The following is a 15,760-nucleotide window of genomic DNA, read 5'->3' on the forward strand; positions in this document are numbered from 1 at the left end:
GCTCACTCTTCCGTCAGCGCCAAATGGAGGCGATCGGTCAGCGGTTTGAACAGATAGTTCATCATCGAACGCTCACCGGTGCGGATGAAGCCTTCGACCGGCATCCCCGGGCGGATCTCCAACCCGCTCAAGCGTCGCAATCCTTCTTCGCTGACCTTGGCGCGCACGCTGTAATAAGGCGCGCCGCTTTTCTCGTCGGTCAGGCGATCGGCCCCGACCAGCGTCACTTCGCCTTCGACGCGCGGCGTGGTGCTTTGGTTGAACGCCGAGAACAACAGCTCGACCGGCAACCCCACCTGCACTTTATCGATCAACTCGACCGGGATGCGCGCTTCTACCTGCAGCCCGCGATCGCTGGGCACGATCTCCATCAGTTGCTGACCGGCGCCGATCACGCCGCCTTCGGTGAACACGCTCAACCCCACCACGGTGCCCGCCACCGGCGCTTTCACCTGCGTATGCCCCAAATCGGCCTCCGCCTTGGCCAGGCGGTTATCCAGCTCGTCCAGCTTCATCCGTACCTCGGCCAATTGGCTGCTGACCTCTTTTTGATACTCCTCCCGCCGCTGGATCGCCCGCAGTTTCAGCTCCAGGATCTGGCGCCCCAGACGGCCGATATTGCCGCTGTCCTCGGACGCCTGGCCATCGATCTGCGCATGCTGCCCCTCTAGATCCAGCAGCCGATTGCGCGCCACATACCCTTGCGCCGCCAGCTTGCGCATGCCGCCCAGTTGCTCCTGCAGCATGGCCTTTTGCCGCTGTTTGCTGGCGTAAGACTGCCGAACCCCTTCCAACATCGCCTGCGATCCGGCGATGCTTTCCGCGATCGCCGCCAGCTCGCTCTGCAGTGCCGCACGGCGGCTGGTGAACAGCTGCTGTTGCAGCAGCATCAGTGACATCACTTCCGGCTCTTCTCGCCGCGCTTGCAGCGATGGCGGGAAAGCGATCGCTTGCAGGCCGTCGCGCTCGGCTTGCAGCCGCGCCTGCTGTGCGGCATTGCTCAACTGCTGGCTGCGCAGCGCATCGCGCTGGGTGCGGCTGTCGACGGTATCCATCAACAACAGCACCTGCCCGGCGCTGACCCGGTCGCCCTCATGCACCTGAATCTGCGACACCACGCCGCCGCTCGGGTGCTGCACCGCCTTGCGATTGCCCGCCACCACCACGCTGCCGGAAACCGGCACGCCTTTGTCCAGCGGCGCCAACAGCCCCCACAGCAGGAAACCGCCAAACCCCAGCACCACCAGCCAGCCTCCCAGCCGCAGGTAGCGACCTTCGTCGAACTGCCGGGAAAGGGTGTCGATATCGCCGGGAATCACACTCTGATTGCTCATACTTTTCGTTCACCGCTGGCCGTTTTGGCGAAGTTGGCGTAATTGACGTTGAAGCCGCCGTTGCTGCGCCCGGCATTGGCCGATGCAGCGGCAGCGGCGGGCGCAAAACCAGGCAGTTTTTTCAGGATGGCGTCGCTGGGGCCGAAGTGCTGTACCTGGCCGGCGCTCAGCACCAGCAATTTGTCGGTGGCCGCCAGGATCGCCGGTTTGTGGGTCACCAACACGATGGTGGTGCCACGCGCCTTCAGCGCTTCGATCGCCTGCTGCAGCGCCCCTTCCCCTTCGCGATCGAGGTTGGCGTTCGGTTCGTCCAGCACCACCAGCGCCGGAGATCCATACAGCGCGCGCGCCAGCGCCACCCGCTGACGTTGGCCGCCGGACAGGCCGCTGCCGCCTTCACCCAGCTCGGTCTCATAGCCTTTCGGTAAATGCAGGATCAGCTGATGCACGCCGGCCAGCGCCGCCGCGGCCACCACCTTCTCGGCGTCGACCTGCCCAAAGCGAGCGATGTTGTCCGTCAGGGTGCCGGCGAACAGCTGGATATCCTGCGGCAAGTAACCGATATGCGGCCCGAGTTGTTGCTTGTCCCACTGCTGAATGTCTGCACCGTCCAGCCGCACGTCGCCGCTGAGCGGCGTCAGCGCGCCAACCAGTTGGCGCATTAGGAGGGTTTTGCCGGAGCCGGACGCGCCAATCACGCCCAGCACCTCGCCGGCCTCCAGACGAAAACTGACGCCGTGCAACACCGGCGCCGTGCCGCCTGGCGCACTGGCGGTCAGCTGATTCACGGCCAATGTACCGCCGGGCGCCGGCAGCGGCAGACTCGGCATTCGTGGCGGGTTAGCGGCCAGCATCACCTCCAGCCGCTGCAGGGACTGGCGCGCCGATGACCACTGCTTCCAGGCACCGATCAGCTGATCGATCGGCCCCAGCACCCTGCCGATCAGGATCGATCCGGCGATCATCATGCCCGGCGTAATGTCGCCGTTGACCGCCAGCAGCGCGCCGCAGCCCAACATCAGCGACTGCAGCGCCAGCCGCACGGTTTTCGACCAGGCAGTGACCGCGGCGATTTTCTCGCTGGCGCGGTTCTGCAGCAGCAGGAACTGCTGATGCTGCCGCAGCCAGCGCAGGCGCAAGTCGGTCAACATGCCCATGGCGGCGATAGCTTCGGCATTGCGCAGGTTGCCGTTGGCCTGTTGCGTGGCGCTCAGCGCGACGCGGCCGGCCTCCGCCAGCGGCGCCTGCGACACCCGCTGGTTGAGCCAGGCCAGCAGCACCAGCACGATCACCCCGGCGCTGGCCAACGCGCCAAGCCAGGGATGGAGCAGAAAAACCACCAGCAGATAAACCGGGAACCAGGGGGCATCGAAAAAGGCGAACAGCGCATTGCCGGTGGCGAACTGGCGCAGGTTGGTCAGATCGTTCAGCGCCTGCCCCGCCAGCGGGTTGCCGGTTTTCAGGTTGGTTTCGAAGGCGGCGTCGTAGACCCGCTGATTGAGGCGCATATCCATCTGGGCGCCAAGGCGGATCACCACCTGGCTGCGCACCCACTCCAGCAGGCCCATAAACAGATAAAGGCCGACCACCATCAGGGTCAGCATCGCCAGCGTCATGCGGTTGCCCGACGGCAACACGCGATCGTAGACCTGCAGCATGTACAGCGCCGGGGCCAGCATCAGCAGGTTGATCACTGCGGTAAACAGCGCAATGCCCCAAAATCCGCGCCGGTATGCGCCCAGCACGCTCATCACTTCTCCGCGCCTGACGGCGTTTTTCATGGCGTTTTCCATCGGCTAAAAACGAGAAAACGCCCGCCGGGGCACGCGGCGCCGGCGGGCAAACGGCCGCGATCAGGCCGCCAGCAATTCCGGGCTGTCGGCGTGCTGCACGCCCACCGCCGTCGCCGCCGCCACCTGATCGAAGGTGGAGTTGACGCTCAGACCGTAGTCGTCGAGGATGCCGTTCAGCGCGGTTTCCAGCGCGCCGGTATCGCCGGACATCAGGCCGTACACCACCTGGTGTACCACGCCATCGTGGCCCTGCGCCTGCAGGCTGCTGAGATTCAGGCCGCCGAAGCTGACGTCAGGCACCTGGATGTTGTACGGCGTAGAGCCGCCGCCGTTCAGGCCGTCGCCGAACGACAGGGAATCCAGTTGACCGTACAGGGTGTGCGCCGGTGCGTTGAACAGGGTGTAGGTCAGGTTGCCGCCCGCCACGAACGAGGTGATGTTATTGGCGGTGCTGGTCACGGCATATTGGCTGCCGGACAGGCTGCCGCCGTAGAAACCGCCGCTGTTGGAGTCGGTGACATTACCGTTGGTGTGGTTGATATCGCCAAACGACGACGCCCACTCGTTCAGATAGTTATGGATGCTGTAGCTGCCGAAACTGCTGTCATAATTGACTGAAAATGCCATTTCTCTATCTCCATTGATGAACGGCGCCCCTTGCGAGGCGACCTCTGTGCTCAACGATGAGCAACGCCCTTTTACTGCTTAAAAACGGTACTCCACCCCGCCCTGCACGCTGCGGCCGCGCCCCAGAGTATTGGCCAGCGTCTCGCCGTAGCTGACGACGTAGGCGCGGTTGGTCAGGTTCTCCACCGAGCCGCGCAGCGTCAGGCTGTCGGTCAGTTTGTAGCTGGCGTACAGATCGAACAGGGTGTATTTCGGCCAGTCGGCCAGATACGGGTAGTTGGACGGCACCGAGCTGTCCTGATAGCCCGGCGCGAAGCGCACGGTCACCCCGGCGTCCAGCTTGCGATCGAAAGCGCGGCCGCCCAGCGTCACCGAGCCGCGATCGCCCGGCAGGTAAGCGGCGGTGCCGAACTGCGAGCCGCCGTCGCAGGACACGGCGTCATTCGCCGTCGGATCCTGCTCCGCGTAGAAGTTGCCCGGCCGGGAGTTGGCGCCGTAACGCAGGCGATTGCCCAGCCAGGCGTTCCTGGAGCAAAACTCGTTTTTACCGATCATGTGGGTGTAGGTCAGGTCGGCGTAAAACACCCCGGCGTCATAGTTGAGCTGGTACTCCAGCCCGCGGAAACGGGTTTTCGACAGATTGTTGACGTAGGCGGCGTTGCCGATGCTCGGCTGCACCAGCCCCGGCTTGTCGCGGTTAATCGCCAGGTTGATGTAGTTATCCACTTTGGTGTCGAAATAAGCCACCTTGGCTGCCAATCGATCGCCCTCAAACCACAGATCCGGCTGCTGCACGTTGAACCCCACTTCCCAGGCGCGCGAGCGCTCGGCCTGCAGGAAGGGGTTGGGATATTGCGTAGAGGTGCTGTGAGCGCTGCCGTTGGTCAGCGTTTCGGTGATCGCCGGCGGCCGCCAGGATTTGCCGTAGGTGGTATACAGCTCCAGCCACTCCACGCCGGGACGCACCGCCAGCGCCAGCGTCGGCGACAGCTTGCCCTGATCGCGATCGACGTTCCACTCCTGCTGCGTGGTGGTCGCCAGACAGTTGCGCAGCCGCAGCTGTTTGCAGGGATTCTCCGCCGTATAAGGGAAGTCGGCGTAGCTCAGACCGGTCTGGCCGCGCAGGCGATAGCGGTCGTAACGCAGCCCGCCTTCCAGCGTCAGCCAGCCGTCGTAGTCGTAGGTCAGGTTGGCGAACAGGCTGCCGACCGAGCGGTTGCCGGCCGGTGTTACCCCTTCCATGCCCTGACGGGAAGAGTCGCTGGTGGCCTTGTCGTAATAGAACTCCAGCCCGTAGTTGGCGCGGAAGTCATGCCCCGGTGCCAGGCTGAAACGCGAGGTGTTTTGCGCCTGTGCGCCATAGGTGCGCAGGCGAGTGCGCGTCGCGTAGCCGTTGTTCAGCAGCGTGCTGGTGCTGTAGGTATCGCTGTCGTCCTGAGTATCGACGTAATACAGCTTGGCCTGAAAATCGAGCCAGTCGACGCCTTCCGGCGCCAGGCTATAGTCGAACGCCGCGTTGCGCGCCATCACGTCGCTGTAGCCGGTGCGCTTCCAGCCCAGTTCATAGGGCGGCCGGGTGCCCAGGTTGGTCAGCGTGCCGGCGATCGGCGACGCAGTTTGGGTCTGCAGATAACTCAGCTGCAGGCGCTGGTTGGCGGGCAGGTTCCAGCCCACCTTGGCCAGTCGCGAGTGCATGCGGTAATCAGTGTCGGGGATTTTGTTGTTCTTGATGCTCTCGGCGTAGCGATCGTAATTGCCGGTGTCGTTATTGATACGAATGTTGCCGATGTCGCCCTTATTGCCGGGCCAATAGTCGCCGAGGTGGCGTTCGCTGGCGGCCAGCAGGATATCGCCGGTTTCGTTGCCCAATGCCAGTATGCCGCTGCCGATGAAGTGGGTGCCGTTATCGCCGGTGCTGGCGTGCAGCTTGCCGCCCAGCTCTTTGCCCGGCGCCAGGAAATCGCTCGCGCTGACGGTATTGAACGTCGCGATGCCGCCAAGCGTGCCAGCGCTGCCCATGCCACCGGTGGTGCCCTTGTCGATGGTTACGCCGGACAGCAGCTCGGAATCGATATACATGGTGCCGTTACGCTGGCCATGACCGCTCTTTTGAAAATTCTGCCGCATGCCATCGATATTCATGTTCACCCGGCCATAGTCTTGTATGCCGCGGATGTTGACCGACAGCGCCGGATCTTGCTGGCTGACGCTGGAATAGGTGCCCGTGGTCTGTTCCAGAATATCGGCCGTGTGCCGCGCCGGGCGGTTGTCCATCTGTTCGCGGCTGATGACGCTGACCGAGCGCGGTTCGTCGTAAACCCAGTCGTTGACGCTCATGCCGCCGGCCCCCAGCACCGTCAGGCTATCCAGCGCCAGCGCGCCGCCATCGCCGTTCGCCGCCGGCAGCCGGCTCAATACGATCTGCCCCTGTGGCTGCAGGCGGAAAGCCACCGGATTGCCGCCGATCAAGCGCCGCAGGCCCTGTTCAACGCTCATGCTGCCGTTCAACGCCGCCGCCTGCATGCCGTCGAGCTTCACCTCGTCGAAAAACACCTGCATGCCGGCCTGTTCGGCGAAGCGCAGCATGGCGCTCTGCAGAGGCTGCGCTTCAATGTTGAAATTCTTTTGCTGTGCGGCCTGCGCGCCGCTCGCTTCAGCCTGCGCGGCGATCGCCACAACAGGCTGAGTCAGCACCATCGCCGCCAACGCAGCGCGTACCGCCGTGGCCAAGCGGCCGGCCGGCGTGGTTCCCTTGTGAATAAACATGCGTGTGTGTTCCACCCGAAAGAATGCCAAACCAAGTGATAATGGAAATCAATCTCGTTTAAACATAAGGACGTTCCGGAGGGTGAAAACCCGTAAAGATTTTTTACAGAAAGTGAAAATAGCGGCGAAACGGGCGTCCCGGCCCACCTGCGCCGCTCAGTAAAGCAGCGTGATGCCGGGGAGATTCAGTTGGCGGGCGGCGAGTTCCTGACGAATGGCGCTGACACCGTCGTCGAGTTTATTGAGCGCGAACACGCCGCTGACCGTGCGCGCTCTCAGCGCAGGGGTGACAGCCACGATGCGCGTCTCGCGATAGCGGTTGAGCTGCGCGAGCGCCTGCGTCAGCGGTTGGCGGTCGATCACCAGCCAGCCGCGCCGCCAGGCATCATCGCCGGCCGTTTGCCGCGTCAGCCACAGCAGGCCGCTGCGGTAATGCGCCGCCTGGCGTTGCGCGACCACCAGCGAGCGCTCGCCGCGCTCGAGCGTCACCCGCACGCTGTGCTGATGCACGCTGACGTCGACGCCCTGCCCGGTGCGCGCCACGCTGAACTCGGTGCCCAGCGCCTGGGTGACGCCGTTTTCCGCCTCTACCCTGAACGGGCGCTTTTCCGGCCCGTTCACCGGTGCGACGATAAAATAGGCGGCGCCGCTCAGCAGCCGCACCTTGCGTTCGTTGGCGGAATAGGCCAGCGCGATCGCGCTGCCGCTGTCCAGCGCCACCCGGCTGCCGTCCGGCAACGTGACTTCGCGCACCTCGCCGCGAACGGTTTGATAATCCGCCTGCATGCCGATCCATATATCCGGCCCGCGATAAACGCCGAAGGAAACGGCGATCGCCACCGCCGCCGCCATCGCCCAGCGGGCTCCTCTACGGCGAAATGGCGTTTTCAGCGCCGCTACCTGCGGCTGCAGCGCCTGTCGCTGTTCTGGCGGCAGTTGCCCCAGCGTCGCCCACAGCAAGCGAGCCTGATGCAGCGCCGCCGGATGCTGCGGATCATCGGCCAGCCAGGCCTCCAACGCTCGCCGCTGGTCGGCGGCCAGCGCCCCTTCGGCCAGGCGCACGGCCCAGGCGGCCGCCTGTTGCCGCGACTGCGCGGTTAGCGGATTCATGATGGCATAGACCCCTGTTTTTTCTGGTTATAGGTTAAGACGTCTGAAGGCGCATAAACCCGTAAAAAAATTGTCATTATTGATCGTCCATCAACGTCATCAGCCGCTCCAGCGCGCTGGCCAGATGCTTCTCCACCGTACTGAGCGATACGCTCAGCTGAGCCGCCACCTGCGCCTGGGTCAGCCCGTCGAGCCGGTTGAGCCGGAAAATCTGCTGCGTGCGCGGCGGCATGCCCGCCAGCGCCTGTTGCAACAGCTGCAGCATTTGGCTGTCAATCGCCAGCTGCTCGAGCGCCGGTTCGCCGGAGGGATACTGCGCCAGAATGTCATCCTCTACCGCATCAGTCTGTCGCCGCTGCTGTTGCCGAAGATGGTCAAGCATCAGATTCTTGGCGGTTTTATACAGGTAAGCCTCGATATCGAGAATATTGCCCTGCGGGTATTGCTCGGTGAGGCGGGTAAAACTTTCCTGCGCCAAATCCGCGGCCAGCTGAGGGTCGCGCAGTTTGGCGTTCAAGTAGGCTTGCAGCGGCCGCATATGGCGCAGAAACAGCGCCTGCAACTCGGAATTGGACATCTCTTTTCCCAGAAGTGAAACACCCAATAGGGGCGATAAAAATCACATAAATGATTATCATTATCAATATTGTTCTGGGAAATATGTGCTAAGGCGGGGATAAACAGGAAACCGGCCTGACGCCGGTTTCCGCTGGGCTGCAGGTCAGAGCTCTAACGCCTCGTCTTCATAGCGATGCTTGGCGTCGAGCGCTTCCTGCTCGGTTTCATGTTCACTGAGCAACGTATTCGGCTCAATATCGTCGGTGCGCACCTCAAAGCGGCGCAGATGCAGGTTCGGGTCGCCTCGAAACACCTCTACGACGCGGGCACTCCGTGGATAAGCAGGTTGATCATTTTCGCGCATGCCGTTCTCCCGTGTGTTTCACACAGTAGCAAGTATAGCAGCCGCCCTCATTCCGACACGCGCGAGCCAAGATCGCGATCGCCGGGAGCGCCCGCCAACAGCTCGGTCAGTTCTTCGCAGGCGCAAATGCGGCCTTCACGCACGGTGAAGTGCGCCAGCACCCGCACGCGGCTGCAGGTGCCGTCGCGCTTTTCCACCTCGACCAGATGGTGGGTCAGCACCGCCTCGCCCTGCTCCGCCGCCGCGATCACGCTCAGCGTCATGCGGCGGGTTTGCCGCTTCAGCAGCGCCATATGCTGCTCAAACTGCTCGAAGTGCAGCACCTTGCCATCCACCTGCTGGCGGTAGTCCGCGCTGAAGCGGGCGGCGAGCAGGGCCGGCCGATGCTCCGGGTTGGCGACGATCTGCCGCAGCGTATCGAGCACCAGATTCAATGGGGTAAGTTGAGTCATCACGTTTCTCCGAATAGGGTGAATGGCGATCCTATCTCGGTCGGGTGATGGCATAATAACCGCATCAGGACTTTCAATAACGTTAAACGGCCAATACGATGCAGATCCGCAGCCAACGTCTTCAGCATGAAAAAAAGCACCTGACGCCCTGGCATCAGCACCAAGGCGGCCAGATCTATCTCTTGACGCGCGGCATGCTGGCGCTGGAACTGCCCGGCCGGCAATGGGCGATCACCGGCGGCACGCTGGGCTGGCTGCCGCCGGGGTGCGCCCATCAGGCGCTGGCCTGCGGCGATGTGGCGGGCTGGAGTCTGTATCTGCCAGTGGAAAGCGCGCCGGAGATGCCGCCGCAGCCGCAGCTGTTCACGGCCTCTGCGCTGTTGCAAGCGCTGGTGGAACGCATCGCGCAGTTCCCTGCCGGCCCGCTGAGTGCGCCGCAACGGCGGCTGCTGCAGGTGCTGCTGGACGAAATGCACGCGGCGAGCGGCGCCCCTTTGCAACTGCCGCTGCCGCAGGACGCCCGGTTGCTGAACATCGCCCGCGCGCTGCTGAACGATCCCGCCAGCCTGCGCAGCCAGCGCGACTGGGCCGTCTGGGCCGGGCTCAGCCCGCGCACCCTGAGCCGCCGCTTTCAGCAGGAAACCGGCATCGGCTTCGCGCTGTGGCGCCAGCAGGCGCGGGTATTGCGTTCACTGGAGGGGTTATCACGCGGCGAAGCGGTTGGCGAGGTGGCCGACGCCTGCGGCTATGATAACGTCAGCGCCTACATCGCCGCCTTTCGCCGCCGCTTCGGCGTCACGCCCGGGGCATACTTTGCGGCCGCTCGGCAAACGGAATAGAAAAACGGGCGCACAGCGCCCGAAGAGAAGAAAAGGTTATTTCACCGTCTCACGCGGCAGCACCGCGAGGATTTGTTCCACCACCCGCTGCGGATCGGCGGCGCCGTCCATCACGTAATGTGCGGCATCCTGATACAGCGCTTCCCGCGCGGCCAGCACCTCGCGCATCTCTTCGGCGATCGGCCTGCCGGTGAGCGTCGGGCGCTGCGCATCTTCCGGGTACTCTTCCAACCGCTGCGCCAACACGCTGGCCGGCGCGCGCAGGTAGATAACGGTGCCATGCTGGCGCATAAACTGACGATTCTCTTCCGCCAGGATCGCGCCGCCGCCGGTGGCAACTATAGTTGACGGCTTAGTCACGGTTTGCAACGCGACGGTCTCACGGCGGCGGAACCCCAGCCAACCCTCGCGCTCGACCATTTCCGCCACGCTCATCTGCGCCGCCTGCTGCATAAACAGATCGGTATCGACGAATTGATAGCCCAACGCCAGCGCCAATGCGCGGCCTACCGTGGTCTTGCCGGCTCCGCGAGCGCCTATCATGAACAGGGTTTGTGTCATTACGGGTTGTCCCTTATGCGGTGACTGAGTGCATTGCATACCAAAATGCCGAGCGGGTGCGATGGCGTGGTGGCAGCATCATACCCTGCCCGCTCTGTATTTCAATATTTACGATAGTGTAAATTCCATGGCACAGCGACTGCCGACGGCAAAGCCGTGCGCCAGATCCTCATCCAGATGCCGCCGCAAGGCGGCCGTGAGCTGCGCGCCCTCAAGAGGCCGGAATCCCAGCCGCCGGTAGTAAGGCGCATTCCACGGCACCTCAATGAAGGTGGTGAGCGTCAGGCGGCCGGCCCCCTGCCGTTTGGCTTCTTCCGCCACCGCGCCGATCAGGCGGCGGCCGACGCCCTGCCGCTGCCAGGTGCCGGCGACCGACAATTCGGCAATGTGCCAATCTTCCCCCTGAGCCAGCACGGCGATGAAACCGGCGCACTCGCCGTTGTCGCTTTCCGCCAGCCATTCACGGCGCTCGGCGATAAACGCGGCATGCTGCTGCGGGGCCATCACCTCGCCTTCGGCAATAAAGCGCCATTCCGGCTGTTGGCGAAACAACTGCGCCGCCGAGCGTTCAACCGCCATCAGATGCGCGATATCCCGCTGCTGCGCCAAACGAATCTGCAGGCTCATGGGTTCTCCTTAACGTTGGGGCGGTTATTTAAGCAAATTTCACCGCCCGTGGCTTAGAAATCGACACTGCCGCGCAGCACCACCTCACGCGGTTCCCCCACCGCCACGCGCAAATTGCCGCCGCTGGACGGGTAGTAGGTTTTATCGAACAGGTTCTTCACGTTCAGCTGCCATTTCACCCGATAGCCGTTGATCGGCATGGTGTAAGCGGCGAACGCATCGGCAACTGTGTAGTTATCCAGGTAGAAACTGTTGGCAGCGTCACCCGGGCGGCGCCCTACGTAGCGCGCACCGGCGCCAATGCGCACCTCATCGCCGCTGTAGAGACCCGGGCTGCCCAGGTTCTGGGTCAGGAACAGCGAGGCGGTGTGGCGCGCCACGTTGGTCATCTCTTTGCCCTTGTTGTCCGGATCGTCCACCACCCGTGCGTCGGTATACGCATAGGAACCGATCAGGCTCAGCGAGTCGGTGAGATTACCGGCCACGTCCAGCTCCACGCCCTGCGAACGCACGCGTCCGGCGGTGCGCGTCACGGTTTCGCCCGCCACCAGCTCACTGACCATCACGTTGCGCTTGGTGATGTCGAACAGCGCCAACGTGCCGGTAACACCGTTCGGCAGCGCCAGCTTGCCGCCGACTTCCCACGACTTGCCCTGCTCCGGCGGCAGCGAATCAATCTGAGTGGCGATGGAAGAGTTCGGCTTGAACGACTCGGTATAGCTGCTGTACAGCGACACGTAAGGCGTCAGCTTGTAGACCACCCCGGCGCGCGGCACCAGCTTGCCGTCCGAGCTGTCGGTATTGGTCTGGAACGGCCGCCCCTTGCCGGCATAGACGTCGAAAGCGTCGTAGCGCAGCCCGCCCATCACCAGCCATTTATCGGTTAGCTGGATGGAATCCTGCATAAACCAGCCGTAGCTGGTGAGATTTTCCCGCTGGTCGCTGTCTTTGGCGCTGACCGCCGTCGACGGCGGCATCAGGCCGTATACCGGATGATAAATATTGAAATCGCTGTTCTTTTTACCGCGGATCATGTCGCCGCGGTAGGTACGGTTATCTTCAAAATCAAAGCCGAACAGCATCTGGTGGTTGATGCTGCCCCAGTCCACGTCACCATTGAACGTCAGCTGCACCGCGTTGGCGTGGCTGACGGCATGGGCGGTCGAGTCGGCCTGGCGGCTCAATGCGCCGCTCTCCGGGTCCAGCGCCGTGGCGCGCGCCTGGTTGTCGCTGTAGCTGTTGCGGCTGTAGGCGTAGGTCAGCGAGCTTTTCCAGCGCTCATTGAGCGTTTGATCGATCTGCAGGGTGACGCTGTCCTGATCGCCGCGGGTGGCGTTATAAGCCTCGTCGAAACGGCGATCGCGCGGCGTATTCACCGGTTTGCCGGTGCGCGAATCGATAATGGTGCCGCGATCGAACGGCACCAGATATTCCATATGTTCATAGGCCAACCGCACGGTGGTGTTCTCGCCGTACCACATCAGCGAGGGCGCGATCACCGTCTGGCGATTGCGGCCAAAGTTGCGCCAGTAATCGGTTTCATCGTGATCGACGATCATCCGATAGGCAAACCCCGACGTGCCGAGCGGCCCGGTAACGTCGAGCTGGCCACCGCCGCCGTTGAAACTGCTGCCCCAGCCCTCCACGTGGGTATGCTGCTGCAGCTGGGGCTTTTTGGTGATCATGTTGATCATCCCGCCCGGCTCGCCCATGCCGTACAGCATCGAGGCCGGCCCCTTGAGCACCTCCACCCGCTCGGTGGTCGGCGTAAAGTTGCGCGCCTGCACCGAGCGCACGCCGTCGCGCAGAATGGAGCCGTCGCGGTTGTCGCCGAAGCCGCGTTTCATTACCGCGTCCTGGGTGCCCCCCAGCGTGTTGGCCTGGGTTATGCCGCTGACGTTGTACAGCGCTTCGTCCAGGCTGCTGACCGCCTGATCGGTAATCACCTGTTGCGGCACCACGTCGATCGCCTGCGGCACGTTCAGCAGGTTGGTTTCGCTGCGGGTACCGGTAACGCTGGTCAACGGCTGATAGCTCTGCACGCCGTCGGCGTCTTTGCGGCCGACCACCACCAGGCTCTCTTCCTGCGGCGCGGCTTTTTCCGCCGCCCACGCCGGCGATGTCGCGCAGGCAGCCAAAGGCAATGCGCACCACCAGCCGCGCTTGTTGTTATTCATTATCTAACTGACTCCAATAGGTCCCTGAAAAAGGTAACGGCAAAAACTGCTGATACAGCTGTTGGAAGGTCTGCTGCGGGTTGATGTCGGCGAACAGATCCGGGTAAAACGCTTTGGCGAACATCTCGACCAACACGACATGGTACGGGCTGAGGTAAAAGTTGTGCCAGACGCTCCAGGCGCGGTGGTTTTTCACCGCCTGCAGGCTGGCCAGCATCGGCTGTTTGGCGATCAGTTGGCGGAAGCTGTCGGCGGCCTCCTGTGGGCTGACCTGCGGCCCGAGGCGCAGATCGGACAGCCGTTTGCCCTGCGGCCCAGCCATGCCGGTGGCGAGGTACACGTCGGGATTGGCGCTCAGAATGGTTTCCGGGTTCAGCTCGCCATACACCCCTTTGACGCTGGCGTTGGCGATGTTGTCGCCGCCGGCGAAGGTCAGCAGATCGCCGAGGTTGCCGTGCGCGGCGGTGGTGCAACAGGTGTCGCGCCGCCCCAGATGCAGGTGCAGCATCACCTTGGGCTTCGGCCCCTGATAGCCCGCCAGCCGTTGCCGGATCACCGTCATATGCTGCTGATAAAACGCGATGAACTGCTCGGCGCGTTGCTGGCGATTGAGCACTTCGCCCAGCAGCCGCACGCTCGACACGGTGTTGTTCAGCAGATCGATGCGCAGATCGACGTAGATCACCGCCACGCCGGCCTTGCTCAGTGCGGAAACCAGCAAATCGTTGTCGCCGTCTTCACGCGCGTAGCGCGCCAGGATCACCAGATCCGGCTTCAGCTGCAGCAGGCTTTCGATGTTGACCTGGCGAAAGTTATTGCCGCTGATGACGGGGATCTGGGCTATCTGTGGAAACTTCTGCGCATACAGCTGCCAGCTTTGCGCATCAAAGCGCGCCAGATCCGCCGGCCAGCCGACGATGCGCTGCGCCGGGTTGCCCGGCTCCAGCAGCGCCAGCGTATACAGCATGCGGCTCTCCCCCACCACGATGCGCTGCGGGTTGTCCGGCACCGCGACCTGGCGGCCGGTGATGTCGGTTACCGTCTTCGCCTGGGCGGAGAACATGCCGAACCACAGGGAAAGCAGCAGTAAAATGAGGGAATTGCGCATGATTGAGCCGAAACGGGGGAAATAGTGTGCGCATGATAATCACTCTCATTAGCACTTGCAATCCCACGCCGCAATTGCCAAAAGAAATCCGGGAAACGGTGCCGGGCATGCGGTGAAACACCGTGAAACCGCTAAAATAGCGGCTTTAAAAAGTTAAAAAAATGGCGGAAAAATCGGTTAAATAGGAGGGGGAAACAGCAAAAAAACCGGGAGACCTCCATGACTCAACGCATCATTCCGCTGTCGGAGTGCCCGCAGTTTGCCGATGTGTGCGCCGCCTGGGCTTTCGGCCAATGGGGGTCACAGCGCGGCGGTTCGCTGGCGCGCACCCAGCTGCGTTTCGCCCAATGCAGCCGGCCAAGCGACGATCACCTGACGCTGATGATGATCGACGGCGATCGTCCGGTCGGCATGGCCAGCCTGTGGCCCAGCGACGATCACCAGCGTCAGGATCTCACTCCGTGGCTGGCCGGCGTCTTCGTGCATCCCGATCACCGCCGCAAGGGCATCGCCCACCGTCTTGAAATGGCCATCGTCGAGGCGGCGCGGCAACGCCATCACTCGGTTCTGCATCTCATTACCGACAAGTCGGAAGCGCTGTACGCCGGCTGGGGTTGGCAACCTCTGGAGCGCCGGCGGCAGCATGACGAAGAGGTGGTGGTGATGGAGAAAAAACTGTAGCTAACGCGGCGTACAGACATACACCAGCGCCGGCGGGAAGTTGCGCACCACCCGCAGGCGCTTCCAGTGAAAATAGCGCGACAGCAATTTTTCCGACAGGTGGCTGTATTGGAACAACACCAGCGTGCCGTTGCGCGCCAGCAGCCGCTGCCGGGCCTGCTGAAGAATGCGCACGCTGATCCTGACCGGGATCGACAGCAGCGGCAGGCAGGAAAACACCACGTCGTAATCCGTGGCCATCCGGGTCGCAGAGTGGCCCATCACCTTCAGCCGCCGATCGTCTATCCCGCGCAGGCGATGCACGAAATGGGGTTGGATCTCGAAGGCCTCCAGCGCCGCATCGGCGCGCATCCGCCCCAGAATACGTTTGGTCAACACCCCGTCGGCCGCGCCCAGTTCCGCGATCGACAGCGCCCGGGTCCATTCAACCTGATTCAGCATCGCCTGACACAGCCACGGGGAAGAAGGCGCCAGCGTACCGACGGTGCGCGGTGAAGCCATAAATTGCTGCAGGTAAGCGAAGTGATTCATCAGTTGCAGCCGGGTCGCATTTAACATTGAGGCCTCCTTGGGTTAAGCCCTCAATGTGAGCCGAATTTCTTAAGTAATCATTAACATGATTCCGAAAGCGGCAGACACAGTTGTAATAAAATGCAACCTCATCAACGGCACGCAAAGAAAAACGGCCGTAATAATGACCTGAGAATAAATCGTTTATACACCGACTATTCAGATAATTATTGCGACCGTTTATTTTATTGGC

The 15,760-nt window shown here is 62.7% G+C and carries 15 protein-coding genes; 2 read left to right on the forward strand and 13 right to left on the reverse strand.

From position 1 onward, the window contains the following. Positions 1–2: 2 nt before the first annotated feature. The 8 genes from ACMGF7_RS03155 to ACMGF7_RS03190 form a co-directional block, all read right to left on the reverse strand. The gene (locus ACMGF7_RS03155) at positions 3–1,334 is read right to left on the reverse strand and encodes an HlyD family type I secretion periplasmic adaptor subunit (RefSeq protein ID WP_019454230.1); all 1,332 of its coding nucleotides are present in this window, start codon (positions 1,332–1,334) and stop codon (positions 3–5) included. Then, entirely contained in the window at positions 1,331–3,115 is a 1,785-nt protein-coding gene (locus ACMGF7_RS03160) for a type I secretion system permease/ATPase (RefSeq protein ID WP_197800101.1), read from the reverse strand. Before ACMGF7_RS03160 ends, ACMGF7_RS03155 begins: the two co-directional genes overlap by 4 nt. Before the next feature lie 72 nt (positions 3,116–3,187). After that, positions 3,188–3,754 carry a heme acquisition protein HasA gene (locus ACMGF7_RS03165; protein WP_004940479.1) on the reverse strand — a complete coding sequence of 189 codons (567 nt, stop codon included), beginning with the start codon at positions 3,752–3,754 and terminating at the stop codon, positions 3,188–3,190. A 78-nt stretch (positions 3,755–3,832) separates the two neighbouring features. Beyond that, a complete protein-coding gene (locus ACMGF7_RS03170; protein WP_049242832.1) occupies positions 3,833–6,520 on the reverse strand; it encodes a TonB-dependent receptor in 2,688 nt (895 codons plus the stop codon). 156 nt (positions 6,521–6,676) lie between these two features. Beyond that, on the reverse strand, positions 6,677–7,630 hold the full coding sequence (locus ACMGF7_RS03175; RefSeq protein ID WP_197763872.1) for a FecR family protein: 954 nt from the start codon (positions 7,628–7,630) through the stop codon (positions 6,677–6,679). A gap of 76 nt (positions 7,631–7,706) precedes the next feature. After that, positions 7,707–8,207 (reverse strand): RNA polymerase sigma factor, encoded by a 501-nt coding sequence (locus ACMGF7_RS03180; RefSeq protein WP_019454234.1) that lies wholly within the window; start codon positions 8,205–8,207, stop codon positions 7,707–7,709. Between the two features lie 144 nt (positions 8,208–8,351). Next, positions 8,352–8,552 (reverse strand): YaiA family protein, encoded by a 201-nt coding sequence (locus ACMGF7_RS03185; RefSeq protein ID WP_004940491.1) that lies wholly within the window; start codon positions 8,550–8,552, stop codon positions 8,352–8,354. A gap of 47 nt (positions 8,553–8,599) precedes the next feature. Next, entirely contained in the window at positions 8,600–9,004 is a 405-nt protein-coding gene (locus ACMGF7_RS03190; RefSeq protein ID WP_164095454.1) for a nuclear transport factor 2 family protein, read from the reverse strand. A 98-nt stretch (positions 9,005–9,102) separates the two neighbouring features. Between ACMGF7_RS03190 and ACMGF7_RS03195 the strand changes: the two genes are divergently transcribed. Beyond that, a complete protein-coding gene (locus tag ACMGF7_RS03195) occupies positions 9,103–9,843 on the forward strand; it encodes a helix-turn-helix domain-containing protein (RefSeq protein WP_197763870.1) in 741 nt (246 codons plus the stop codon). A 36-nt stretch (positions 9,844–9,879) separates the two neighbouring features. Here ACMGF7_RS03195 and aroL read toward each other — a convergent pair whose 3' ends face one another. The 4 genes from aroL to ACMGF7_RS03215 all read right to left on the reverse strand — a co-directional run bounded on the left by aroL (position 9,880) and on the right by ACMGF7_RS03215 (position 14,316). Further along, positions 9,880–10,404 carry a shikimate kinase AroL gene (aroL, locus tag ACMGF7_RS03200; RefSeq protein ID WP_004940499.1) on the reverse strand — a complete coding sequence of 175 codons (525 nt, stop codon included), beginning with the start codon at positions 10,402–10,404 and terminating at the stop codon, positions 9,880–9,882. 108 nt (positions 10,405–10,512) lie between these two features. Further along, on the reverse strand, positions 10,513–11,031 hold the full coding sequence (locus ACMGF7_RS03205; protein ID WP_004940503.1) for a GNAT family N-acetyltransferase: 519 nt from the start codon (positions 11,029–11,031) through the stop codon (positions 10,513–10,515). 53 nt (positions 11,032–11,084) lie between these two features. Next, entirely contained in the window at positions 11,085–13,208 is a 2,124-nt protein-coding gene (locus tag ACMGF7_RS03210) for a TonB-dependent siderophore receptor (protein WP_049242836.1), read from the reverse strand. Further along, the gene (locus ACMGF7_RS03215; RefSeq protein ID WP_049242838.1) at positions 13,201–14,316 is read right to left on the reverse strand and encodes an ABC transporter substrate-binding protein; all 1,116 of its coding nucleotides are present in this window, start codon (positions 14,314–14,316) and stop codon (positions 13,201–13,203) included. The genes ACMGF7_RS03210 and ACMGF7_RS03215 overlap by 8 nt, the downstream gene beginning before the upstream one ends. Before the next feature lie 219 nt (positions 14,317–14,535). Between ACMGF7_RS03215 and ACMGF7_RS03220 the strand changes: the two genes are divergently transcribed. After that, entirely contained in the window at positions 14,536–14,997 is a 462-nt protein-coding gene (locus ACMGF7_RS03220) for a GNAT family N-acetyltransferase (protein ID WP_021504707.1), read from the forward strand. Here the strand turns inward: ACMGF7_RS03220 and ACMGF7_RS03225 are convergent, their stop codons facing one another. Further along, positions 14,998–15,555 (reverse strand): class I SAM-dependent methyltransferase, encoded by a 558-nt coding sequence (locus ACMGF7_RS03225; protein ID WP_015376804.1) that lies wholly within the window; start codon positions 15,553–15,555, stop codon positions 14,998–15,000. Between the last annotated feature and the right edge of the window lie 205 nt (positions 15,556–15,760).

This window comes from Serratia sp. BNK-17 (assembly GCF_048684935.1).
GTDB lineage: Bacteria > Pseudomonadota > Gammaproteobacteria > Enterobacterales > Enterobacteriaceae > Serratia > Serratia nematodiphila.